The following is a 22,153-nucleotide window of genomic DNA, read 5'->3' on the forward strand; positions in this document are numbered from 1 at the left end:
GGATCAGGCCGCCCAGGCGGCCGCGAAGCGCTTCAGCTGCGAGCGGGCGGCGCTCTCGTGCACGGCCCCGGTGCGCTCCAGGCGCAGGAAGAGGTCGCCGGCCGAATGGGCGGCGCGGGCCGGCAGGCCCTGGCCGTTCAGCCGCACCAGGCCCCGTTCGGCGGCCTTGGTCGAGATCCACACGGTGCGAGGGCCGATGACGGTGTCCAGCTCCACGCGCCCGCCCTCGGCCAGCACCCTGGCGTCCAGGCGCACGGTCAGCCACAGGTCGTGGCCGCGCACCATCGCGGCCGGATCTGCCTTGACGCGGACGATCAGCAGGGTCTCGCCGACGCGCACGGTGTCGCCGTGGCGCAGGCCCGCCGGCAGGGTCAGGCGCAGGCGTCGGCCGCCGACCTCGGTTTCGAGAGCCCCGCCGGAGAAGGCGAAGGCCGGCTCGATCTCCAGCACCGCCTGGCTCGGCATGGCCGGGGTCTGGACGGTGGCGGGCGGAAAGCCCAGGCCCGCCGGGGGCTCGACGCCTTGCAGCATGCGATAGGCGGTCAGCACGTCGCGGAACAGGGCCGCGTCGCCGCCGGGGCGATCGGGATGGGCGCGCTTGGCGGCTTCGCGATAGGCCGCGCGCAGTTCGCGCTCGTCGGCGCCGGGCGCGACGCCCAGGATCGCGCGGGCGGCGGAAAGGGACAGGGAAGGGGCCGAGGCGGCGGTCATGCCGCGACCCTGCGCCGACTTGGTCAACGGGGCGTTAAGTTAAGACTTTAGGTATTGGACCACCATGATCGAAACGCTGGTCGCCAGGATCATGGCCGCGCCCAGGCCGCAGGCGATGTTCCAGGCGGTCCAGTCCAGGGGATAGCTGGCCTCGCCGCCTTCGATCCGCGCCCTGGCCCGCAGCGTGCGCAGGCGGTGATACGACCACGCCGGAAAGGCGATGCAGACGCCCAGGCGCACGACCAGCGACAACAGGTCCCAGGGCTTCCACAGCGACGGCTGGGCGTGCAGCGATATCCACGAGCCGAGATGCGCCGCGGCGACGGTGACGGCCGCCAGGACTTCCAGGCGCGACAGCACGAGATGGGTTCTGATCTTCACGGGAGATTCTCTTGGCTTGCGCGCCTGGATTGCAGGGTGCGTACGTAGCGGTCAAGCATGGCCCCCGGCCGCGCGCGGGCCTATATCCAGCCCATGACCGACGCCCCGCTGATCCCCGCCTCGCCCAGCGAAGACGACTACGTCGCCCAGGTGGCTTCGGCCACCCCGCCGGCGCTGCTGCCCGAAGGCGATCCGATCCACCTGTTCGGCGAGTGGCTGGCCGAGGCCGGCAAGTCCGAGCCCAACGACCCCAACGCCATGACCGTCTCGACGGTCGACGAGGGCGGCATGCCCGACTCGCGCATGGTGCTGCTCAAGGACGTCGATAGCCGCGGCTTCGTCTTCTACACCAACCTGGAAAGCGCCAAGGGCCGGGAGCTGGCCGCCAATCCCAAGGCGGCCTTGCTGTTCCACTGGAAGTCGCTGCGCCGGCAGGTGCGGGTGCGCGGAATCGTCGAGCCGGTCAGCGAGGCCGAGGCCGACGCCTATTTCGCCAGCCGCGCTCGCCACAGCCAGCTGGGCGCCTGGGCCAGCGACCAGTCGCGGCCGCTGCCCGACCGCCTGGCGCTCGAGCGCCGCGTGGCCGAGATGGGCCTGAAGTACGGCCTCGTGGGCAAGGTGCCGCGCCCGCCGCACTGGTCGGGCTTCCGCATCGTGCCGCAGGTCATCGAGTTCTGGCGCGACCGTCCGTTCCGCCTGCACGAACGCCTGGTCTACGAACGCGTCGACGGCGCCTGGACCACCCAGCGGCTGTTCCCTTAAGGGTCAGCCCGTTCCGTAGCGCGCCAGGAAGGTTTCCACCGCGTCCTCGGCGATCTGGTTCACCGGCCGGTCGGGCTGCACCTCGTCGCCGGCCGACAGGCCCAGCACCAGGGTGGCGTGGTCGAGCATGCCCATCAGCTGGCCGGCGGCCCACGACGGCTTGTCGACCTTCAGCTCGCCCGAGGCGTTCAGCTCCTTGACCACCTGGATCGCCGCCCCGCCCAGGGACTCGCGCGCCGCGCCCAGGAAGTGATCGGCCACCCCCTCGAAACGCCGCCGCTCGGCCGTGACCATCCTGAACATGGCGCGGGTGGCCGGCGTGGCGAAGAATTCGGCATAGGCCCGGGAGAGGGCGGTCAGCCGGGCGCGGGCGTCGCCGACGGTCCTGGCGCTTTCGCGCACCGGCTCGGCCATGGTCCTTACGCTGTCGACGACCACGGTCCGGAACAGTTCGGCCTTGCTTGGGAAGTAGGCATACAGGGTGGCGGTCGACACCCCCGCCGCGCGAGCCACCGCCTCCATGCCGGCGTCCGCGTAGCCTTCCTTCAGGAAGATGTCGCGAGCCGCGGCCAGGATCTCCGCCTTCTTGTGCTCGGACCGCTTCAGTCCGGCGCCGATGAGCATGGGATTCCTCAACATCAGACTGTGATAGTTAAACGCTACTATCGCGTAAGTAGATCGCGCAAGCGTCCGCGAGGACTTGCACCGAACTTTGCGCTATGGGACGCCCCGGGCGCCGCCGATCGGGCGGGCGAAGACGAAGGTTGGACGGCGTGATCAAGGACGCGGAAGCGGCGCGCGAACAGGAAGTGGCGGCTTGGCTGGGGGGCAAGGCCGACCAGACGATCGAGACCTCGTGCGCGCGGGTGTTCCTGGTGGGCGAGTCCGCCTTCAAGGTGAAGCGCCCGGTCGACTTCGGCTTCCTGGATTATTCGACGCTGGAGCTGCGCCGCTGGTCGCTGCAGCGCGAGCTTTCCTTCAACCGCGCCGCCGCGCCCGACATCTATCGCGCCGTGCGCCAGCTGACCCGGACCGACGACGGCGGGATCGAGATCGACGGGGCTGGCGAGGTGGTCGAGTACCTGCTCGAGATGCGCCGGTTCGACGGCGAAGCCGTGCTGGCCTCTCAGCCCTGGGCCATCGACGACGCGCTGGAGGAATCTCTTGGCCGCACGATCGCCCAGTTCCACGCCGGCGCCGCGCTGCGTCCGCAGGGCGGCGGCGTCTCGGCGCTGGGCTACACCATCGCCTCCAACGCCAACCTGCTGCGGGGCCTGGCCCCGCGCCTGGGCGCCCAGGCTGTCGAGCGGCTGGTCGAGGAGACGGATCTCGCCCTCAAGCGCCTGGGCCCGCAGCTCGACGCCCGCGCCGGCGAGGGCTTCGCCCGCCACTGCCACGGCGACCTGCACCTGGGGAACATCCTGATCGAGGAGGGCAAGCCGATCCTCTTCGACTGCATCGAGTTCAACGACGCCCTGTCGGACATCGACGTGCAGTACGACCTGGCCTTCCTGCTGATGGACCTGGATTTCCGCCGTCGCCGCGACGCCGCCGGCCGGGTGCTGAACGCCTATCTCGACGAGGCCGCCCGGACGTTCGGCGAGGGCCTGTGGACGGGCCTGGCCGCCCTGCCGCTGATGCTCAGCGTCCGCGCCGCCGTGCGCACCCACGTCTGGGCCTATACGGGCGACGACGAGGCCGCCCGCGCCTATCTGGCCACCGCCATCGAGCACCTGGCGCCCAAGCCGGTCAGCCTGGTGGCCACCGGCGGCCTGTCGGGCTCGGGCAAGTCGACCTTCGCCCGCGTCTGCGCGCCGGGCCTGGGCGCGGCCCCCGGGGCGGTGGTGCTGCGCACCGACGAGATCCGCAAGCGCCTGTGGAACGTGCCCTCGCTGGAGCGCCTGCCCAAGGAGGCCTATACCTCCGAGGTCAGCGACAAGGTCTATGACGAGCTGTTCCGCGACGCCGAGCTGGTGCTGAAAGCCGGCCGCTCGGTCGTGGTCGACGCCGTCTTCATCAAGCCCGAGCAGCGCGCCCGCGCCGAGGCCCTGGCCACGAAGCTCGACGTCGCCTTCCAGGGCGTCTGGCTGGAAGCCCCCGCCGACGTCCTGCGCGCCCGCGTCGCCGCCCGCGTCAACGACGCCTCCGACGCCGACGTCGCCGTGCTGGAAAGCCAGCTTACCCGCGACACCGGCGACATCGACTGGCGCCGGGTGGATACGGTCAGCGCCTTCGAGGACGAGGCGAGGGCCCTGGCCGAGCAGATGGGGTGACGTTCTGAGAACCTCCCCCTGTGGGGGAGGCGGCCGAAGGCCGGCGGGGGGGACGTTTTCAGCGTCCGCGACGCTGGCTGGTTTCGAAATCACTCCCCCCACCGATCGCTTCGCGATCACCTCCCCCACAGGGGGAGGTTCCTTTAGGGCTCCTGCTACCCCACCGCCGCCCTCGGCGGGGGCGTCCGGTCCACCGCCATGGCGATGGCCGAGATCAGGTCCAGCGGCTTGACCGGCTTGCCCAGGTGCTCGTCGAAGCCCAGCTTGAGGAAGCGTTCGCGGTCGCCGGCCATGGCCGAGGCGGTCAGGGCGATCACCGGGGTGTTGGCCGCCCCGGCCGCGCCCGAGCGGATTTCCGACAGGGCCGTCACCCCGTCCATCACCGGCATGTTGATGTCCATCAGCACGCAGTCGAAGTGCGAGGCCTTCAGCGCGTCCAGCGCCTGGCGGCCGTCCTCGACCACCGTCAGGTCGACGCCGGCGGCTTCCAGCATCAGCCGCACGACCATCTGGTTCATCGGATTGTCCTCGGCCATCAGCACGCGCGGGACCGCGCCGTCGTCCGAAGCGTTCTCCGGCTCGGGGGCGGCCTGGGGCGGGGCTTGTGGGCGGGGCGCGCGGATCAGGAACAGGAACCGCGCGCCGCGCTCGGCCGGTTCCAGGCTGAGGTCGCCGCCCATCCGGCGGGCCAGGGCGCGGGCGATGGTCAGGCCCAGGCCCATGCCGCCATAGGCGCGCGACACGGTCTCGTCGGCCTGGGTGAAGCTCTCGAAGATCCGCTCGGCGAAGGCCGGGTCGACGCCGGGTCCGGTGTCGGTGATGCGGATCGCCACCGTCTCCAGGCCGTCGGGCGCGGCGCCCTGGCCAGAGACCTCGATGGTCACCCCGCCCACGCGGGTGAACTTCAGGGCGTTCGACAGCAGGCCGCCCAGCACCTGGCGGATCCGGGCCGGATCGGCGTGCAGGCGCTCGGGCGCGGTGGCGTCGATGCGCACGTCCACCGCCAGGCCGCGGACCATGGCCATGTCGCGCCAGGTGTCGGCCACCGCGTGGACCAGGTCGTGCAGGTCGAAGTCGCAGGGCGTCAGCTCGGCGTCGCCGGCGTCCAGGCGGGCGATGTCGAGCACGTCGTTCAGCAGCTGCATCAGGCTGTCGCCTGAATGGATCATCAGCTCCACATAGTCGCGCTGGCGCTCGTCCAGGTCGGTGGCCTTCAGCGCGTGGGCCAGGCCCAGCAGGCCGTTCATCGGCGTGCGCATCTCGTGGCTCATGGTCGCCACGAACACCGACTTCACGCGCGAGGCGGCCAGGGCGCGCTCCTTTTCCTGCCGCAGGCCGCGGGTCAGCTCGTCCATCTTGCGGGCGGCGGCGCGGTTCAGCAGCATGGCGTTGATGGTGGTCGCCACCAGCATCAGCATGGCCCAGCGGTTGGTCAGGGACCCCATGCCGTGCGGGGCGTTGGCCAGGAACGGGAAGGCCGCCAGGCACAGCAGCGGCGGGGCGGTGGTGATCGCCAGCAGGCTGATCGGCTGATGGCGAAAGTTCTGGGTGAAGATGATCTGGCCCGCGCACACCCCCAGGGCCGCCAGCCGCAGGTCCTGGTGGGGGAACATCCACAGCGCTACGGCCAGCCACGACCAGACGACGTTGATCGGGATCGAGGCCAGCACGAACAGCGCCCGCAGGCGGTCGGTCGTGGGGCCGGTGAACCGGCGGATGACCAGCGAGGCCAGGGCCTCGCCGGCCGCCAGCGCCGCGAACCAGCCGGCGGCCATGGCTGGACCCAGAGCGATCCCGACGACCATGGCCACCAGGGCGGCGGAGACCAGACGCGACACCGTCAGGCGGCGCGTGTCGTTCGCCACCTCGTCGAGCCGTTCGTCGGCGCCTAGAGCATCGAGCCATTGCATGGCCGTGCACCCCGTCCCGCACCTGGAGCGAACCAGGCAGCGCTGAAGCTAACCGCAAAACGGCGTTCTGGGAGTGAACGGGCCATGCGGCCGATCAGCGCGGCCGTGTGTAGATGTGCACACTCTACGCCTCCGTGCAGACGCGCGCAAAGTCGGGCCGCGCCTTTGCTCGCCTGGGGCGAGCCATGCGTTGCGCCGCCGCGCGCGCGCCGCTAGCCTCTCCTGAACAACGATAAGCAGGACGCGGGAGAGCGGTTTCGATGCAAGGTTTGATGCAGCATGGCGCTCTGACGCTCGACAAGATCATCGATCACGCCGCCCAGTGGCACGGCGGCCGCGAGGTGGTCACCCGGTCGGTCGAGGGCCCCATCGTCCGCACGACCTACGCGCAGATCCACGGCCGCGCCAAGCGCGTGTCCAACCTCCTGCTGGCGCTGGGGATCAAGCCGGGCGACCGGGTGGGCACCCTGGCCTGGAACACCGCCCGCCATATCGAGACCTGGTACGGGATCATGGGCATCGGGGCGGTGTGCCACACCCTGAACCCGCGCCTGTTCCCCGAGCAGATCGCCTGGATCGCCGACCACGGCGGCGACCGCGTGATCTTCACCGACCTGACCTTCCTGCCGATCATCGCGGGGATCGTTCCTCGCCTGCCCAATGTCGAGCACGTGGTGGTGTTCACCGACCGCGACCACATGCCCAAGGACTTCCACCTCGCCGGCGAGGCCCCGCACTTCAAGGGCCTGCTCTGCTACGAGGACGTGGTCGCCGAGCACTCGGCCGACTGCGTCTGGGGCGGATTCGACGAGGGCACGGCCGCGGGCCTCTGCTACACCTCGGGCACGACGGGCGACCCCAAGGGGGTGATGTATTCGCACCGCTCCAACTTCCTGCACACCTTCATCACCATGCAGCCCGACGTGATGGGCCTGTCGCAGCGCGACGTGATCCTGCCGGTGGTGCCGATGTTCCACGCCAATGCGTGGGGGGTGGCGTTCTCGGCCCCGGCCACCGGCGCCAAGATCGTCATGCCGGGCGCCAGGATGGACGGCGCGGCGATCCACGAACTGCTCGAGACCGAGGGCGTCACCTTCTCGGCCGCCGTGCCCACCGTCTGGCAGATGCTGCTTCAGCACCTGGAGAGCACGGGCTCGAAGATCACCACGCTGAAGAAGGTGGTGATCGGCGGTGCGGCCTGCCCGGAAAGCATCATCCGCGCCTTCCACGAGAAGTACGGCGTCGAGGTGGTCCACGCCTGGGGCATGACCGAGACCTCGCCGGTCGGCACGCTGTCGACCATGACCGACCAGCTGGAGAAGCTGTCCTATGACGAGCAGATCCCCTACCGCCTCAAGCAGGGCCGCCCGCCCATGGGCGTCGAGCTGAAGCTGACCGACGACGACGGCAAGGCTCTGCCCCACGACGGCAAGGCCTTCGGCCACCTGAAGATCCGCGGGCCGATCATCGCCGCCGAGTATTTCAGGGGCGCCGGCGGCAGGATCCTCGACGAGGAGGGCTTCTTCGACACCGGCGACGTGGCGACCATCGACGAGATGGGCTTCATGCAGATCACCGACCGCGCCAAGGACGTCGTGAAGTCCGGCGGCGAGTGGATCAGCACGATCGAGATCGAGAACATCGCCGTCGGCCACCCCAAGGCCGCCCTGGCCGCCGTCATCGGCGTGCCGCACCCCAAGTGGGACGAGCGGCCGATCCTGCTGGTCAAGCTGAAGGAGGGCGAGACCGCGACAAAGGAAGAGTTCCTCGACTTCCTGCAGGGCAAGATCGCCAAGTGGTGGATGCCCGACGACGTGGTCTTCGTCGACGAGATCCCGCTGGGCGCCACCGGCAAGATCGACAAGAAGCTGATCCGCCAGCGCATGAAGGACTATGTGTTGCCGACCATCGGCTCGGCCGCGACGGGGTCGGCGACCCTGGCCGCCGCCGACGGCGCCCAGGCCGAGGTGCTCTATGCGCCCGAGCCGGTCGAGGCGCCGGAGGACGTGATCGCGGAGGAGGCCCCGCAGGCCGAAGCCCCCGTCGAGCCGGTCCATGAGCCGGAGGTGGTGGCCGCCCAAGCCGTCACCGAGGCCGCCCCCGAGCCTGTCAGCGTCGAGGCCCTGGCCGCGGCTCTGCCCGATCCCGAGCCGGCCCCGGTCGCTCATCTCGAAGCGGCCGAGCCGGTCTCGCCCGAAGACGTCTTCCCGCACGAGCCCCTGATCGAGCCGCAGGCCAGGCCCCTGTCCGCGACGCCGGAAGAGGCCTTCGACGCCCCGCCGGTGTTCGTCGCCGAGGAGGCGCCGCTGGCCATGCCGCTGAGCGCCCCCAGGGCCCGCAAGGCCAAGCCCCCGTCGGCAGACAAGGGAGGCTGGGCCGCGCCGATCCTGACCGGCGCGGTGGCCATCGCCCTGGCTCCGGTCGTCCTGGTCGTGGTCGGCGCCCTGGGCGCCAAGACCGGCCTGCTCGACAAGGCCCTGGCCTATGACTTCCTGACCCGCGACCTGGCGCCGATGATCGCGTGGCTCAGCCTGCTGACCGGCCTGCTGGGCGTGGTCGTGGCCATGATCGGCGGCATCCAGCGCCACTGGCGCCGCGCCCTGCTGGCCCTGGCGATCACGGTGGCCACCCTGGGCGTCTTCTTCCTGGCCACCGGCACGCCCGCCCGCGCCGCCCCGGTCGGCGATGTCGCCACCGACTGGAAGGCGCCGCTCGGCTTCTCCGACAACGTCCTGGCCCGGCGCGGCGAGGCCGCCGCCCCGGTGCTCGACGAGCCCAGCCTGCCAGTCGGTTCGGAGCTGTTCGCCGGCCGCCGCGTGGCCGAGGTCAACGCCGAGACCTGTCCCGCCGCCCGCACCCTGGTGCTGACCCGTTCGCCCGCCGACGCCTACGAGGCGGCCAAGGCCGCCCTCCAGGCCAAGGGCCTGACGCTGGTCACCGACGACCCGGGCGAGGGCCGACTGGAAGCCGCCGGCGCCAGCTTCTGGTACGGCCTGAAGGACGATGTCGTCGTCCGTGTCCGTCCCGACGCCGGCGGCGCCCGCGTCGACGTCCGCTCGGTCGCCCGCGACGAGGGCGGCGACCTGGGCCGCAACTGCGGCCGCGTCACTGGCCTGCTCAAGGCGATCGAGGGCTAGAATTTCATTCCACCCATCCGGGTGTGTGATTTGATACAACCTTCGGGCGTCTGGCGCCGCAAGTTGCATGAGAGCGAACGGGGGAGGCTCTCATGCTCCGCAATGGCAAGGACATCGCCGACGGCGCGGTGATTGAGACTCAGGTCTGCATCGTCGGGTCCGGCCCGGCCGGGATCACCGCCGCCTGGGAGCTGCAGAAGGCCGGCGTGAAGGTCACGCTGATCGAGGGCGGCCCCGACAGTCCCAAGGGCGCGCTCGACCCCACCTGGCCCGACAAGAGCGTGCTCTACGCCGGCAAGGCCGACGGCCAGTTCGCCGAAAGTGAGCCCGACTTCCTGATCCGACCCTACAACCGCGCCGGCGGCCCCTGGGAGCGCGAGCGGATGTTCGGCGGGACCTCGGCCCACTGGGGCGGGCAGTCGCGGCCGCTCGACCCGATCGACTTCGAGGCCCGCCCGGGCTTTCCCGGCTGGCCGATCGACCGCGCCGAGCTTGATCCCTACTACGCCAAGGCCGCTCAGCTGTGCCTGCTGCACGGCGACGACTTCAGCCCCCAGGCCTGGGCCGAGATCCTCGGCGCCGAGGTGCCCGAGCTGACCGGCTTCGACACCACGATCTACCAGTACCTGGGCAAGAACTACCTGAACTTCGCCCTGCGCACCTTCGACGGCGTCACGATCGCCGACACCGACGTCGACGTGATCGTCAACGCCACCCTGCTGGAGATCGAGCAGCATCAGGGCCGGGTGTGCGGCCTGCGGGTCGCCAGCATGGACGGCGCCGCCGGCGCGCCGAAGAAGGCGACCGAGTTCACCATCAAGGCCGACATGGTGGTGCTGGCCTGCGGCGCGGTCGAGAACGCCCGCCAGCTGCTGCTGTCGGATGTCGGCAACGACCACGACCAGGTCGGCCGCTACTTCATGTGCCATCCGCTGTCGAACGGGCCGGTGCTCAGCGCCAGCGGGGCCTATCTGACCGACGCCCAGACCCGGTTGATGGCCGGCCAGACCCTCAGCGGCAACCGCGCCGTGCCCTGGCAGGATGCGAACGGCGTTCGCGTCTCGGGCCGGTTCTCGCCCACGGCCGACGAGCAGAAGCGCCTGGGCATCGGCAGCTGCTGGTTCTGGGCCAATTACGGCCAGTACTATTTCGAGATGGCGCCGAACCCCGACAGCCGGGTCACCCTGGCCGACACGGTCGACCCCGTCTTCGGCCAGCGCCAGACCCACATCACCTGGCTGCTCAGCGACCGCGACGAGGCGACCTACACCCAGACGACGGCGCTGTTCAAAGCCGCGGTCGAGGAGCTGGGCGGCGACGTCTATTACCAGCCCTGGCCCGCCGTGAAGGAGGGCCTCACCGTCAACGGCCACCACATCGGCACCACCCGCATGTCGGCCGATCCGGCGCAGGGCGTGGTCGACGCCGACCTCAAGGTGCACGGCCTCGACAACCTCTATGTCGCCGGCTCGTCGGTGTTTCCCTCCACCGGCATCTCCAACCCGACCTTCACGATCATCACCCTGTCGATCCGCCTGGCCGAACACCTGCGGGGCAGGGTGGGGGCGCCCTGACCTGGCGGCGCGATTTCAGCGCGGAGTCAGGTCCATGGCGACGATGGACCAGAAGTATGCCGCGTCGTCGTCGCCCTCGGCTCGGGCCGTCTCTGAAAGGCGCTCGGCGCGACGATAGGCGTTGAAGCCGTAGGTCTGTTCCAGTTCGTAGGACTTGCGGCTCACCTCGATCCGGAAGTCAGGGTCGTTCATCAGGTCGTGCGTCATGGCGCGGCCTGATCGCTTCCCGGCAGGGTCACCGTGAACACCGAGCCCTCGCCGACCCGGCTCCTCACGGTGATATCGCCGCCCATCTGCCGCGCCAGCCGGCGTGAGATCGCCAGGCCAAGGCCCGTGCCGCCGAAGCGGCTGGCCGCGCCCGGCGCCTGCTCGAAGCGTTCGAAGATCCGCTCCAGCTGGTCGGCGGGAACGCCCACGCCGGTGTCGGTGACGGTCATCACCAGGTCGCCGTCGCGCGCAGCGATGACCAGGCTGACCTGGCCCAGTTCGGTGAACTTCAGGGCGTTGCCCAGCAGGTTGACCAGGATCTGGCGCAGGCGCGAGGCGTCGCCGCGCACCGTCGGCAGGGCGCCGGCGATCTCGGCGGTCAGGGCGATCTCCTTGGCCAGGGCCCGCTCGGCGAACAGTTCGACGGCCGAGCGCGCTGCCTCGGCCACGTCGATCGGCTCGGCGGCCAGGTCGGCGACGCCGGCTTCCAGCCGCGCCAGGTCGAGCACGTCGTTGACGATGGTCAGCAGCTTCTCGCCGGCCGACTTGGCCTTGGTGGCCAGCATGCGCTCGCGCTCGGGCAGGTTGGGCGAGGCGGCCAGCAGGCCGTTGAAGCCGATCACGCTGGTCAGCGGCGTGCGCAACTCGTGGGTCATGTTGGCCAGGAACTCGCTCTTGGCCTCGGTGGCGGCCTGGGCCCGGCGGGTCAGCAGTTCGTTGCGGGCGTTGAGCAGCCTCAGGTCCATCTCGGTGACGACGATCTGGGCCAGGGCCTTCAGGCGCCGCTTCTCCTCGGCGGTCAGCGGCGGGCGAGGCCGTTGGTCGATGACGCACAGCGCCCCCAGCCGATGGCCGCTGTGCAGCCGCAGCGGCGCGCCGGCGTAGAAGCGGATGTTGGGATCGTCGGTGACGAAGGGGTTGTCGCGAAAGCGGTCGTCGCCCTCCGGATCCAGCACCTCCATCACCTCGTCGGATTCGATGGTGTAGTGGCAGAAGGCGTCCTCGCGCGGCGTGCCGCCCGGCTCCAGCCCGACGATCGACTTGATCCATTGCCGATCGGCGTCGATCAGGGTGACGGCGGCGATCGGCGTGTCGAACAGCTCGGCCGCCAGGGCCGTGATCCGGTCGAACGCCGCCTCGGGCGGGGTGTCCACGAGGCCGTACTCGTGCAGGGCCGCCAGGCGCGCGGTCTCGTCGCTGGTGAACATCGGGTCCTGTAACGCTGCCGGCGCGGGGGGAGACGCCGAACCGCCATTTCACCCGGAGCGGGGGCGTGTGTCGAGTATCGGACAAACCCTTCAATCCTTCCCCCCTTGATGGGGGAGGGGCAGGGGTGGGGGTGGCTGGGCGTCAAAGGCCGCGCACGGTCGCCAACTCAGCTGATCACCCCCATCCCCGACCCTTCCCCCATCAAGGGGGAAGGGAGCGGTCAGAGATACTTCATCCACGGCTGCCGGCTGGCCCGCTTGACGGGGCCGAACCATCGGCAGGCGTACCAGCAGGGAACCGCCACCAGCGCCGCCAGCAGCCAGATCGAGGCCACGCCCGGCAGGCTCCAGACCTCGCCCTGGTTCGGGCCCAGCACCGTCACCGCCAGCAGTTGCAGGAGGTGCAGGGCGTAGAGATGGACCAGGTAGAAGAACAGCGGCGCGCCGCCCAGCACCGCCAGCCATGAAACCAGCCGCGCCGGCGCCTTTTCCAGTCCCGCCAGCAAGAGCGCGCCGAGGCCCAGGGTCAGCAGCAGGAAGTCGGCCGAGGGCGGATACTTGGTGACGTTCAGCCAGCTCATCACCGTGCGGATCGGGCTGGAACCGACGACCCACGGCGTCTCGCCATAACCGTTCAGGCTGCGCAGGATCACCAGCAGCGCCAGGGCGCAGAGGCCCGTCGCCAGCAGGCGATTGCGCCGGTCGCGCCAGGCGCCGACGAACCACGGACCAATGCCGAAGCCCAGGGCCGCGACCCCGATCCACGGCAGCAGCGGGTAGGAGGTCCGCGCCCGCGCCCCCCAGGGCAGGTCGATGAAGCCCCGGTCGTGCAGGATCGCCCAGAGCGCATGGCCAGGCTGGCCCTGCGCGATGCTGATCGGGTCCAGCAGGTTGTGGCCCAGCACGATCACCAGGCCGACGGCGACCAGCGCCGCGCGCGGCAGGTGGACGAGGGCCGAAAGCGCGATCATCGACAGGCCGATCGCCCAGATCACCTGCAGGTAATAGGTCCTGGGCGTCAGGTCGAAGCTCCAGGCGAAGCTGACGAAGGTCAGCTCCAGGAACACCAGGAACAGACCCCGCTTGAACAGGAAGCCCGAGGCGGCGCGGGCGATGGCGGCGGGATCGTTCCCGCCGGCCTTGCGGCCGTACAGCCAGGCCGCCAGGCCCGTCAGCGCCACGAACACCGGCGCGCACAGGTGCGCCGCCAGGCGCGTGAAGAACAGGGCAGGGGCTGTCGCCTCCACGTCCATCGGGTCGGAGACCTGGGCGTGGATGAAGAAGAATTCCCGCACGTGGTCGACCATCATCAGCAGCATCACCAGGCCCCGCAGGGCGTCGATGGCGGCGATCCGGCCGGCTGAAGGCGCGGGGAGGGCGGTGGAGACGGGATTGGTTGACAGCATCACCTGGGCGGCATAGCTGATATGAAATAACATTACAAACGGAGTTGTCCTCTTGCCCCTGTCGTGGAGCTGCGTCAGCGCATGCCTGCTGGCCCTGTCCGCCGCCGAGCCGCCGGAAACCGTCCCGGCCGCCGAGACGGAGCCCCACGCCGTGGGCGAGATCGTCATCCTGGGCCGGCGGGGCGCGGCCCGCGACGTCACCCTGGGCGCGGGCGAGATCACCCAGGCCACCTCGCCGTCCAGCCGCTCGGTCGAGCGTGACCTGCTCGACGCCGTCGGGGCCGGACGTCTGGCCGACGCGCTGGAGCTGACCAGCGGCGTCTCGCAGCAGAACAACCGCGGCGGCTTCCTCGACAACTTCGCCATCCGGGGCTTTCTGGGCACGCCCGACGGCGGGGCGGAATATTATGTCGACGGCTTCCTGGCCAACCGGGGCCTCGCCCCGCCGCGCGACCCGGCCACGGCCGAGCGTGTCGAGATTCTGAAAGGCCCGGCCGGCGCCCTGTTCGGCGACATCGACCCGGCCGGCCGCGTCAACATCGTCTCCAAGACCCCGCAATTCGTTCGCGGGGGCCACGTGGCGGCGACGGTCGGCTCCTATGGCCTGCGCCGGGGCGAGATCGATTTCACCGGTCCGCTGTCCGACACCCTGGCCGCCCGCCTGGTGGTCGCCGACGAGCGCAGCGACGGCTGGCGCGACCATGTCGAACTGCACCGCCGCGCCATCGCCCCGTCGCTGACCTGGCGGCCGAGCGACGCCCTGCGCCTGACCTATGTGGGCGAGTTCACCGTCTTCGACGCGCCCTTCGACCGCGGCGTGCCGGCGGTGAACGGCGACGCCCTGGCCATCCCGCGCTCGCGGTTCTTCGGCGAGCCGGGCGACGGCACGACCCGCTTCCGCAACGAGCGCCACCAGCTGACCGGCGAGTACGAGCTTTCGCCCGACTGGCGGCTGACGGCCGGGTTCGCCTACCGCACGGGCGACATGCACGGCTTCTCCAGCGACCAGTCGCGCCTGGTCGGCCGCCAGCTGTGGCGCCAGCGGCGCGAGCGCGACTACTCGGTGGAGGACGTCTCGGGCCGCATCGAGCTCGACGGCCGCCTGGGCGCCCACCACCTCAATGTCGGCGTGAAGGGCTACACCCTCGACTACAGCGAGTTCCTGCTGCGCCGGAATCCCACCGCCGCCGCGCCGCACGCGATCTCGATCGACGATCCGGTCTATGGCGGCCAGGCCCTGCCGCTCCTGCCCTTCACCGACAACCGCGAGACCCGGCGCGTCACCACCCTCTACGCCCAGGACCTGTGGCAGGCCACGCAGCGCCTCAGCCTGCTGGCCGGGGTGCGGGTCGACGACTACCGCCAGACCGTGCGTAACAACCGCACCGGCGCGGTGGGGCGCGGCGAGGGCTCGCCCGTCGACTACCGCCTGGGCGCCCGCTACCAGCTCACCGACGCCGTGGTCGCCCACGCCAGCTGGGGCCGCTCGTTCCTGCTCAACTCCGGCACGGGCCGCACCGGCGAGGGTTTCGCGCCCGAGAAGGGCAAGGGCTGGGAACTGGGGCTCTCGGGACGCTGGCCGGGCGTCGACCTGGCGGTGGCGCTGTTCGACATCGAAAAGCAGAACATCCTGGCCAACGATCCCGTCGACGCCAGCTTCCTCGCCCCCGTCGGCCAGCTGACCAGCCGGGGCGTCGAGCTCGACGGCTCGTTCGAGGTCAGCGCCGCCTGGCGCGTGGTGGTCAACTATGCCTGGACCGACGCCAAGGCCGACGACACCGCCTTCGCCAGCGACGCGGTGCTGAACGTGCCCGAGCATTCGGGCGGCGCCTTCGCCGTGGGGACCTTCGACAGGTGGTCGCTGACGGTGGGCGCCAGCTACATGGGCGACCGGGCGGGGGCGCTGGACGGCTCGGGCCTGATCCTGCCGTCCTACTGGAAGGCCAAGGCGGCGGTGGAATACGCCGTGACGCCGAAGATCGATGTCCGTCTCGAGGTCGACAACCTCTTCGACGAGCACTACGCCCAGAGCTCCTACAGCCCCGTCTGGATCTTCCCCGGCGCGCCCCGCACGCTGCGGGCCAGCGTCAAGGCGCGGCTGTAGCGTTCAAACCCCCAAAGCTCGTCATCCCGGCCGTAGCGTAGCGAAGAGCCGGGACCCAGGAGCCGCCGCACTGCGTTGGCTGCCGATTTGGCGGCGAAACTTGGCGTAGCGCCCCGTCCCCTGGGTCCCGGATAAGCGCTGCGCGCTTTCCGGGATGACGACGATTGGAGGCTGGGCGCTACCCCGCCAGCCGGTACTCGCTGTTCAGCCCCGGCGCCCCGTCACAGATCACCCGGCCTTCCCGCACCAGCAGCACCAGGTGCGCCAGCATCGACAGCGCCGCCGCCGGGTGCAGGCGCGGGTCCACCGCCGCGTAGAGCACCGGCACGATGGCCTTGATCCGCGCCGGACCCTGGGCCAGCGCCGCCAGAACCTGCGCCTCCCGCGCCCGGCGGTGGTCGACATAGGCCGCGAGGAACGGCGCGACCTCGCGCACCGGCGAGCCGTGGGTCGGCCACAGGGTCTGGAAGTTCCGCGCCTGGATCTTGGCCAGGCTTTCGAAATAGTCGCCCATGTCGCCGTCGGGCGGGGTGATCACCGTCGTCGACCAGCCCATGACGTGGTCGCCGCTGAAGAGGGCGTTCTCTTCCTTCAGGCCGAAACAGACGTGGTTTGAGGTGTGCCCCGGCGTGGTGATCGCCTCCAGCGTCCAGCCGGGGCCCTCGAAGACGTCGCCGTCGGTGATCTCGATGTCGGGCCGGAAATGGCCGTCGTCCTCGGCGTCCAGCTGCACGCCGGTCTCTTCCGAGACCTCCAGCGCCGGCGCCGCCCGTCCCCAGATCCGCGCGCCCGTGCGCTGCGCCAGCGGGCCGGCGAGGGGAGAGTGGTCGGCGTGGTGGTGAGTCACCAGAATGTGGCTGACGGTCTCGCCCTCGATCGCCGCCAGCAGGGCGTCCAGGTGGGCGGGGATGTCGGGGCCGGGATCGATCACCGCCACGGTCCCGCGGCCGACGATGTAGGTCCCCGTGCCGGTGTAGGTGAACGGCCCGGGATTGTCGGCGATCACCCGCCGGATCAGCGGCGAGACCTGGTCGCAGCGGCCGTACTCGAACTCGATCTCGCGGACGAAGGGGATCATCGCGACCCATCCTGAGCGGCGCCGGTCTTGCGCTTAACGAACCGTAAACCCTGCGGAGTACGGATCATGGCGGCCGACACGGCGATTTTTGTCTCAAAACGGCTCCAGCGCGCGGCCTTCGCCGTCCTGTGTCTCATTGCGGCGCAGTTCGTGCTGGCGTCCTGCGAACCCGAGCCCAGCCCGATGGCCGCCCGCGTCGGTACGCTGGGCGGCTACTAGGGCCAACCTAGTGCGGCAGGACGCCCGAGAGGTCGTAGCCGGCCTCGTAGCCCTGCTTCACCAGCGTCTCGCGATCGGACGCGCCCGACAGGGCCTGGCCGATCGACCAGGTGACGATCGAGCGCGTGCCCGAGCGGCAGAAGGCCAGGACCGGGCCGTCGGCGGCCTCGACGGCCTCGCGCACCGCGTCCACCTGATCCTGGGTCGGGCCGCCGCGCACCGGCACGTGCAGGTAGGAAAGGCCCTCGGCCTTGGCCGCCGCCTCGATCTCGGCGCTGGTCGGCTGGCTGGGGTCCTCGCCGTCGGGACGGTTGTTGACGATCAGCGAAAAGCCCTCGGCCTTGGCCCGGGCCACGTCCTCGGCGGTGATCTGGGGGCTGACCGACAGGCTGTCGGTCACGCGGCGGAAATCGGTCATGGGCGTCGGGCCTCGAAGAACCTCTATAATAAGGTCCTTCAGATGCGCGGCGCGGGCGGCCAGGGCAAGCCCTACTAGTCGACGCGGCGCGCCCGGATCGCGGTCTGGCCGTCGATATTGAGGAAGAAGCTCCCCATCGACGCCTTGCGGATGGCGATCTTCGAGCCCGGCTTGGGCGCGCGGCGCACCGGGTCGCGGCCGACCTGGTCCCACTTGGCGCCGTCTTCCAGCACGATGGTCCAGCCGCCGGTTCCGTTCTGCCAGGCCTGCTTGGCCACGCCCTCGACGCGGTCCAGCGCCTCGGCCTTCTCGCCCTTGCCGCCGAACAGGTCGAGCTTGGGCAGGTTGAAGCCGAAGGCCTCGCGCTTGGCGCTCTCCACCTTCTGGCGGTCCAGCACCACGATGTCGCCGGCCGCGTCCGCCGCCACCAGCGCGCTGGCGGCCTTGTCGTAGCAGGCCAGGCGCGCCTCGGCCTCGGGGATGGCGCGGCAGGCGGTCACCGCGTCCAGCGCGGTCGGCCCGGCGGGAGCGGCCAAGGCCGTGGCGGGGAGGGCGGCGAGAACGAGCAGGGCGAGCGGAAGCTGAATCGAGCGCATGAACGGATCCGACTGGCGAGTAAGTGGTCCCGGGCGGGGACCGATATGTGTCGTGGATGACACGCGGTCAGATTGTGGCGCCACTATGGCCGCCCACGAGGTCCTGAAGGGGAGCGTCGTGCGGGAATCGCGTTTCAGGAAGTGAACATATTCCGATAGTCGCGTTATTTCAAAGTGGAGAAAATTGCCACTAAGCCGCCTTATTTGAACAATCATGCGCTAGCTTGGCCGTATAACGCGGTTCTGGCGGCTGTAATCTGCCGCATAGGCGACAGCAGTGTGTTCAATTTGCGACAGGCACGATGCTTCACGTTACATAACCGTAATCGGAAATTGACCGCCGAGAGCGGGCGCTCCTAACGTCCCCGCCAACCGGGCTGTGAGCAGCCTGGGATTGCAAGACGTGGGCATACGGCGGGCGACTTCTGTCCCTGCCGGTCCATTCTCGGAGGGATTCCATTGAAGATTCAGATGACGCGTAAGCGCCTGCTGACGACGACCATCATCAGCGGCCTCGCGATCGCCGCGGCCAGCGCCGGTGTGGCGTCGGCCCAGACGGCTCCCGAAGGCGAGTCGACGGAAATCGAAGCCGTCGTGGTCACCGGCTCGCGTATCGCGCGCCAGGACTACGTCGCCAACAGCCCGATCTCGACGGTGACGTCGGAGGCCATCCAGGCCGCCGGTTCGACCACCACCGAAGACGTGCTGAACCGCCTGCCGCAGGTGATGCCCGGCCTGACCGCCGCTTCGAACAACCCGTCGGACGGCACGGCCACCGTCGACCTGCGTGGCGTGGGGGCGTCGCGTACCCTGGTGCTGGTCAACGGTCACCGCATGAACCCGTCGACGCGCGCTAACACCGTCGACCTGAACAACATCCCGACCGCCCTGATCGACAAGGTCGAGATCGTCACCGGCGGCGCCTCGGCCGTGTACGGTTCGGACGCCCTGTCGGGCGTGGTGAACTTCCAGCTGAAGAAGAACTTCGAAGGCGTCGAAGTCGGCTCCCAGTGGACCGGCACCGAAATCGGCGACGGCAAGACCACCAACACCTACGTGCTGATCGGCGCCAACTCGCCGGACGGCAAGGGCAACGTCACCGCCTACGCCAACTACTACAGCCGCGACAAGATCCTGCCGAACGCCGACCGTCCGTGGTCGCTGGTCTCCAACGCCGGCGGTTCGGGCACGGGCGTGACCGGCGCGGCCAGCGCCATCGGCACCAACCCCTTCGGCGGTTCGACCTCGAGCCCGCTGAACGTCCGTTACGGCTTCAACACCAACGGCACCCCGCGTCCGTTCGTCAACACCCTGGCTGGCGACCGCTACAACTTCTCGCCGGTCAACAACCTGCTGTCGCCGGGCGAGCGCTTCAACATCACCGCTCTGGGCAACTACGAGATCACCGACCGCCTGACCGCGACGGCTGAACTGTTCTATTCGGACAGCCGCAACTCGGCTCAGCTGGCCCCGACCCCGGCCACCGCGATCCAGATCCCGTACAACAACGCCTTCGTCTCGCCGGCCCTGGCCGCCCTGCTGGCCACCCGTCCGAACCCGACGGCCCCGATCTTCTTCGATCGCCGCATGGAAGAAGTCGGCCCGCGCGTCGAGACCCGCGACTCCGACCTGTACCAGATCAACCTCGGCTTGAAGGCCGATCTGGGCCACGGCTGGACCGGTGAAGCCTTCTACAGCTTCGGCCGCACCGAGTTCCGCGTCGGCGTGCAGAACGACGTCTCGCGTTCGAAGGTCGCCGCGGCGATCGCTTCGGGCGCCGGCGCCAGCACCACCAGCTGCTCGACCGCCTCGCTGGCCCTGTTCCCGACCTGCGCCCCGCTGAACATGTTCGGCGCCGGCACGATCTCGCCCGCCGCGGCCAACTTCATCCGCCTGAACTTCTCGGACCTGACCGTGTTCGAGCGTAACGTCGGTTCGGTGTACGCCACCGGTCCGCTGTTCAAGCTGCCGGCCGGCGACCTGTCGGTGGCCGTCGGCGCCGAATGGCGTGAAGACAGCCTGGCCTTCACCCCCGACGCGGCCAAGAACGCCGGCGACATCTTCGGCTTCAACGCCGAACGCGCCGTCGGCGGCGCCTCGAGCGTCGGCGAACTCTACGCCGAAGCCGTGGTTCCGCTGGTCGCCGACGTGACCGGCGTGCAGTACCTGGGCCTGGAACTGGGCGGCCGCTACTCCGACTACTCGTCGGTCGGCAGCGTCTACAGCTACAAGGTCGGCCTGGAATACAAGCCGATCTCGGACATCAAGCTGCGCGCCATGTTCCAGAAGGCCAGCCGCGCTCCGTCGGTGTTCGAACTGTACCAGTCGGGCGACCAGGGCTTCCCGGCCGTGCTCGACCCCTGCACCACCGTCAACCCGGGCACGGGCGCTGCCCGCACCCTGTCGGCCTCGGTTCGCACCTTCTGTACCGCTCAGCTGGGCTATGATCCGGTCGCCGGCAACTTCGTCGCCCAGAACACCCAGACGGAGTCGTTCTTCTACGGCAACCCGAGCCTGAACGAAGAGAAGTCGGAAACGATCACCTTCGGCGTCGTCTGGCAGCCGAGCTTCATCTCGGGCCTGAGCGCCACGGTCGACTACTACGACATCAAGATCGACGACTACATCGGCACGATCAAGGGCGGCGTCTCGGGCATCGTCAACGACTGCTTCGCCTCGGGCAACCTGACCTCGGCCGCCTGCTTCGACTCGGGCATCAACCTGCCGCTGATCTACCGCGACGCGGCCGGCAACCTGAAGGCCCGCGCGCCGCTCGGCAACGTGTCGGCTCTGCAGACCAAGGGCATCGACGTGGCCGTCTCGTACGGCTGGAACGTGCCGTGGGCCGGCGGCGTCTGGGGCGACAAGCTGCAGTTCGACCTGTCGACCACCTACCTCGACAGCTATGAGCTGGACGGCATCGAGTACAAGGGCACCATCGGCGCCTACAACATCTCGGCCTCGCTGCCGGAATGGAAGGCCAGCCTGCGCGTTGGTTACGACGTCGGTCCGGTCCGTCTGGCCTACACCGGCACCTACGTCGGCAAGATGGACAACCAGGGCAACATCCCCGACTTCGAGGATGGCGGCTACAACACCGTCAAGGCCTTCATGTACCACGACGTCAGCGCCCGCTGGGCCGTCAACGACAACGTCGAAGTCTTCGGCGGCGTCCGCAACCTCGGCGACAAGAAGCCGCCGGTGTTCGACAACTCGCCGGACGGCAACACCGACCCGAACACCTACGACATCCTGGGTCGTTCGTACTTCCTCGGCGCCAAGCTGCGCTTCTAAGCAGCCTGGCGTTCGTCCCGGCGGTCCTCGGATCGCCGGGCTCGACGGCATCAACGGCGGGTCCGCAAGGACCCGCCGTTTTTGTTTGATCCTCCCCCTCTGGGGGAGGTGGCCCGGAGGGCCGGAGGGGGGGGCGTTTTCAGCTTCCAAGACGCCGGCCGGTCATCCCCCACCGATACATCCGCCTCCCTCGCCCTCGTGGCGAGACGCTCAAGAGGAACCTCCCCCCGTGGGGGAGGCGGCCGAAGGCCGGTGGGGGGAAGTTTTCAGCTTCCGGTGCGCCGGCCGGTTCCCACCAACACCCCCACCGATCGCTGCGCGATCGCCTCCCCCTCTGGGGGAGGGTCCCTCGCGCACAGTCCATCCCCGCGAAATCCAAAGCAAACCCACACGAAATCAACAGTCTGCACAAAAATAGGCGTTGTTGATCCGACGGGACTCAGGTCGCTCGCATAATCAAACCCGTCCCCGCCATGGGGAGGGCTCTTGGTACCGGCCCAAGCGTGGCGAGGACCGCATCGAGCGGGGCCGCTCGGAGCGTCGTGGAAAAGGCGGGTTTGCAGGAGCGCTCACGAGGCGTGATTGGGCCGCCAAGCCGTTCCAGGACGCGACGAGCGGGTCGACAGGGCCGGGATCGTTCAAACCGGCCTAACAGGATCAGCCGAGGCCGCCGCCGGATTACCGCGGGGCTATTGGTCCTGCCCGTCCGTGGGACAGCCGGGTCCAGGGTTGAAACAGCACCCGCGCCTCCGGCCCTTCGGAATAACGACGCGGCGGAGCGGTCGACGAAGCCGAAACGCTAAACAAACCCACGGTCCCCGGGCTCCGCCCGGCCGCTCCGCGCCTCCCCGACCTAACGCGTGCAAACGCGGGAG

At 69.7% G+C, this 22,153-nt stretch carries 17 protein-coding genes; 7 read left to right on the top strand and 10 right to left on the bottom strand.

Annotation, left to right across the window (positions count from 1 at the left end; translation table 11 throughout):
* Positions 1-3: 3 nt before the first annotated feature.
* The gene (locus tag DDF62_RS05660; RefSeq protein WP_116488241.1) at positions 4-711 is read right to left on the bottom strand and encodes a DnaJ C-terminal domain-containing protein; all 708 of its coding nucleotides are present in this window, start codon (positions 709-711) and stop codon (positions 4-6) included.
* 39 nt (positions 712-750) lie between these two features.
* On the bottom strand, positions 751-1,092 hold the full coding sequence (locus DDF62_RS05665) for a hypothetical protein (RefSeq protein ID WP_116488174.1): 342 nt from the start codon (positions 1,090-1,092) through the stop codon (positions 751-753).
* Positions 1,093-1,185: 93 nt separating this feature from the next.
* Between DDF62_RS05665 and pdxH the strand changes: the two genes are divergently transcribed.
* A complete protein-coding gene (gene pdxH / locus DDF62_RS05670) occupies positions 1,186-1,854 on the top strand; it encodes a pyridoxamine 5'-phosphate oxidase (protein WP_116488242.1) in 669 nt (222 codons plus the stop codon).
* A gap of 3 nt (positions 1,855-1,857) precedes the next feature.
* Here pdxH and DDF62_RS05675 read toward each other — a convergent pair whose 3' ends face one another.
* Positions 1,858-2,478, bottom strand: coding sequence for a TetR/AcrR family transcriptional regulator (locus DDF62_RS05675; RefSeq protein ID WP_116488175.1), 621 nt, complete (start codon positions 2,476-2,478; stop codon positions 1,858-1,860).
* A 149-nt stretch (positions 2,479-2,627) separates the two neighbouring features.
* On the opposite strand from DDF62_RS05675, the gene DDF62_RS05680 reads away from it, so the two are divergent.
* The gene (locus DDF62_RS05680; protein WP_116488243.1) at positions 2,628-4,127 is read left to right on the top strand and encodes a bifunctional aminoglycoside phosphotransferase/ATP-binding protein; all 1,500 of its coding nucleotides are present in this window, start codon (positions 2,628-2,630) and stop codon (positions 4,125-4,127) included.
* Positions 4,128-4,282: 155 nt separating this feature from the next.
* Here the strand turns inward: DDF62_RS05680 and DDF62_RS05685 are convergent, their stop codons facing one another.
* Positions 4,283-6,037, bottom strand: coding sequence for a response regulator (locus DDF62_RS05685; RefSeq protein WP_116488176.1), 1,755 nt, complete (start codon positions 6,035-6,037; stop codon positions 4,283-4,285).
* A gap of 260 nt (positions 6,038-6,297) precedes the next feature.
* On the opposite strand from DDF62_RS05685, the gene DDF62_RS05690 reads away from it, so the two are divergent.
* Together DDF62_RS05690 and DDF62_RS05695 are read left to right on the top strand one after the other, a co-directional pair.
* Positions 6,298-9,174 carry a long-chain-fatty-acid--CoA ligase gene (locus tag DDF62_RS05690; protein ID WP_116488177.1) on the top strand — a complete coding sequence of 959 codons (2,877 nt, stop codon included), beginning with the start codon at positions 6,298-6,300 and terminating at the stop codon, positions 9,172-9,174.
* Between the two features lie 92 nt (positions 9,175-9,266).
* On the top strand, positions 9,267-10,748 hold the full coding sequence (locus DDF62_RS05695; RefSeq protein ID WP_116488178.1) for an FAD-dependent oxidoreductase: 1,482 nt from the start codon (positions 9,267-9,269) through the stop codon (positions 10,746-10,748).
* Between the two features lie 15 nt (positions 10,749-10,763).
* On the opposite strand, the gene DDF62_RS05700 is transcribed toward DDF62_RS05695, so the two are convergent.
* The 3 genes from DDF62_RS05700 to DDF62_RS05710 all read right to left on the bottom strand — a co-directional run bounded on the left by DDF62_RS05700 (position 10,764) and on the right by DDF62_RS05710 (position 13,602).
* On the bottom strand, positions 10,764-10,955 hold the full coding sequence (locus tag DDF62_RS05700; protein WP_116488179.1) for a hypothetical protein: 192 nt from the start codon (positions 10,953-10,955) through the stop codon (positions 10,764-10,766).
* Entirely contained in the window at positions 10,952-12,163 is a 1,212-nt protein-coding gene (locus DDF62_RS05705; protein ID WP_116488180.1) for a GAF domain-containing sensor histidine kinase, read from the bottom strand. The genes DDF62_RS05700 and DDF62_RS05705 overlap by 4 nt, the downstream gene beginning before the upstream one ends.
* A 221-nt stretch (positions 12,164-12,384) precedes the next feature.
* Positions 12,385-13,602: an acetyltransferase domain-containing protein gene (locus tag DDF62_RS05710; protein ID WP_165832180.1), complete on the bottom strand. Its 1,218-nt coding sequence runs from the start codon at positions 13,600-13,602 to the stop codon at positions 12,385-12,387.
* Between the two features lie 19 nt (positions 13,603-13,621).
* Between DDF62_RS05710 and DDF62_RS05715 the strand changes: the two genes are divergently transcribed.
* Positions 13,622-15,673, top strand: coding sequence for a TonB-dependent siderophore receptor (locus DDF62_RS05715; RefSeq protein ID WP_208866830.1), 2,052 nt, complete (start codon positions 13,622-13,624; stop codon positions 15,671-15,673).
* 178 nt (positions 15,674-15,851) lie between these two features.
* Here DDF62_RS05715 and DDF62_RS05720 read toward each other — a convergent pair whose 3' ends face one another.
* Positions 15,852-16,751, bottom strand: a complete 900-nt coding sequence (locus tag DDF62_RS05720; RefSeq protein ID WP_116488181.1) for an MBL fold metallo-hydrolase — start codon at positions 16,749-16,751, stop codon at positions 15,852-15,854.
* 66 nt (positions 16,752-16,817) lie between these two features.
* Here DDF62_RS05720 and DDF62_RS05725 point away from each other — a divergent pair, with 66 nt between their 5' ends.
* Positions 16,818-16,970, top strand: coding sequence for a hypothetical protein (locus DDF62_RS05725; RefSeq protein ID WP_116488182.1), 153 nt, complete (start codon positions 16,818-16,820; stop codon positions 16,968-16,970).
* Positions 16,971-16,977: 7 nt separating this feature from the next.
* On the opposite strand, the gene DDF62_RS05730 is transcribed toward DDF62_RS05725, so the two are convergent.
* Positions 16,978-17,388, bottom strand: a complete 411-nt coding sequence (locus DDF62_RS05730; protein WP_116488183.1) for a TIGR01244 family sulfur transferase — start codon at positions 17,386-17,388, stop codon at positions 16,978-16,980.
* Between the two features lie 74 nt (positions 17,389-17,462).
* Positions 17,463-17,984, bottom strand: coding sequence for a hypothetical protein (locus DDF62_RS05735; protein WP_116488184.1), 522 nt, complete (start codon positions 17,982-17,984; stop codon positions 17,463-17,465).
* A 471-nt stretch (positions 17,985-18,455) separates the two neighbouring features.
* Here DDF62_RS05735 and DDF62_RS05740 point away from each other — a divergent pair, with 471 nt between their 5' ends.
* Complete coding sequence (locus tag DDF62_RS05740; protein WP_116488185.1) at positions 18,456-21,278, top strand: TonB-dependent receptor plug domain-containing protein; 2,823 nt, start codon at positions 18,456-18,458, stop codon at positions 21,276-21,278.
* Positions 21,279-22,153 lie beyond the last annotated feature (875 nt).

It is taken from the genome of Caulobacter radicis, assembly GCF_003094615.1.
Classification (GTDB): domain Bacteria; phylum Pseudomonadota; class Alphaproteobacteria; order Caulobacterales; family Caulobacteraceae; genus Caulobacter; species Caulobacter radicis.

What these genes read in the sequence shown, in the direction of transcription:
- DDF62_RS05660 (WP_116488241.1), bottom strand. Translation starts at nt 711, where the DNA reads ATGACCGCCGCCTCGGCCCCTTCCCTGTCCCTTTCCGCCGCCCGCGCG.
- pdxH (WP_116488242.1), top strand. Translation starts at nt 1,186, where the DNA reads ATGACCGACGCCCCGCTGATCCCCGCCTCGCCCAGCGAAGACGACTAC.
- DDF62_RS05675 (WP_116488175.1), bottom strand. Translation starts at nt 2,478, where the DNA reads ATGCTCATCGGCGCCGGACTGAAGCGGTCCGAGCACAAGAAGGCGGAG.
- DDF62_RS05685 (WP_116488176.1), bottom strand. Translation starts at nt 6,037, where the DNA reads ATGCAATGGCTCGATGCTCTAGGCGCCGACGAACGGCTCGACGAGGTG.
- DDF62_RS05690 (WP_116488177.1), top strand. Translation starts at nt 6,298, where the DNA reads ATGCAAGGTTTGATGCAGCATGGCGCTCTGACGCTCGACAAGATCATC.
- DDF62_RS05695 (WP_116488178.1), top strand. Translation starts at nt 9,267, where the DNA reads ATGCTCCGCAATGGCAAGGACATCGCCGACGGCGCGGTGATTGAGACT.
- DDF62_RS05700 (WP_116488179.1), bottom strand. Translation starts at nt 10,955, where the DNA reads ATGACGCACGACCTGATGAACGACCCTGACTTCCGGATCGAGGTGAGC.
- DDF62_RS05705 (WP_116488180.1), bottom strand. Translation starts at nt 12,163, where the DNA reads ATGTTCACCAGCGACGAGACCGCGCGCCTGGCGGCCCTGCACGAGTAC.
- DDF62_RS05710 (WP_165832180.1), bottom strand. Translation starts at nt 13,602, where the DNA reads ATGTTATTTCATATCAGCTATGCCGCCCAGGTGATGCTGTCAACCAAT.
- DDF62_RS05720 (WP_116488181.1), bottom strand. Translation starts at nt 16,751, where the DNA reads ATGATCCCCTTCGTCCGCGAGATCGAGTTCGAGTACGGCCGCTGCGAC.
- DDF62_RS05725 (WP_116488182.1), top strand. Translation starts at nt 16,818, where the DNA reads ATGGCGGCCGACACGGCGATTTTTGTCTCAAAACGGCTCCAGCGCGCG.
- DDF62_RS05730 (WP_116488183.1), bottom strand. Translation starts at nt 17,388, where the DNA reads ATGACCGATTTCCGCCGCGTGACCGACAGCCTGTCGGTCAGCCCCCAG.
- DDF62_RS05735 (WP_116488184.1), bottom strand. Translation starts at nt 17,984, where the DNA reads ATGCGCTCGATTCAGCTTCCGCTCGCCCTGCTCGTTCTCGCCGCCCTC.
- DDF62_RS05740 (WP_116488185.1), top strand. Translation starts at nt 18,456, where the DNA reads ATGACGCGTAAGCGCCTGCTGACGACGACCATCATCAGCGGCCTCGCG.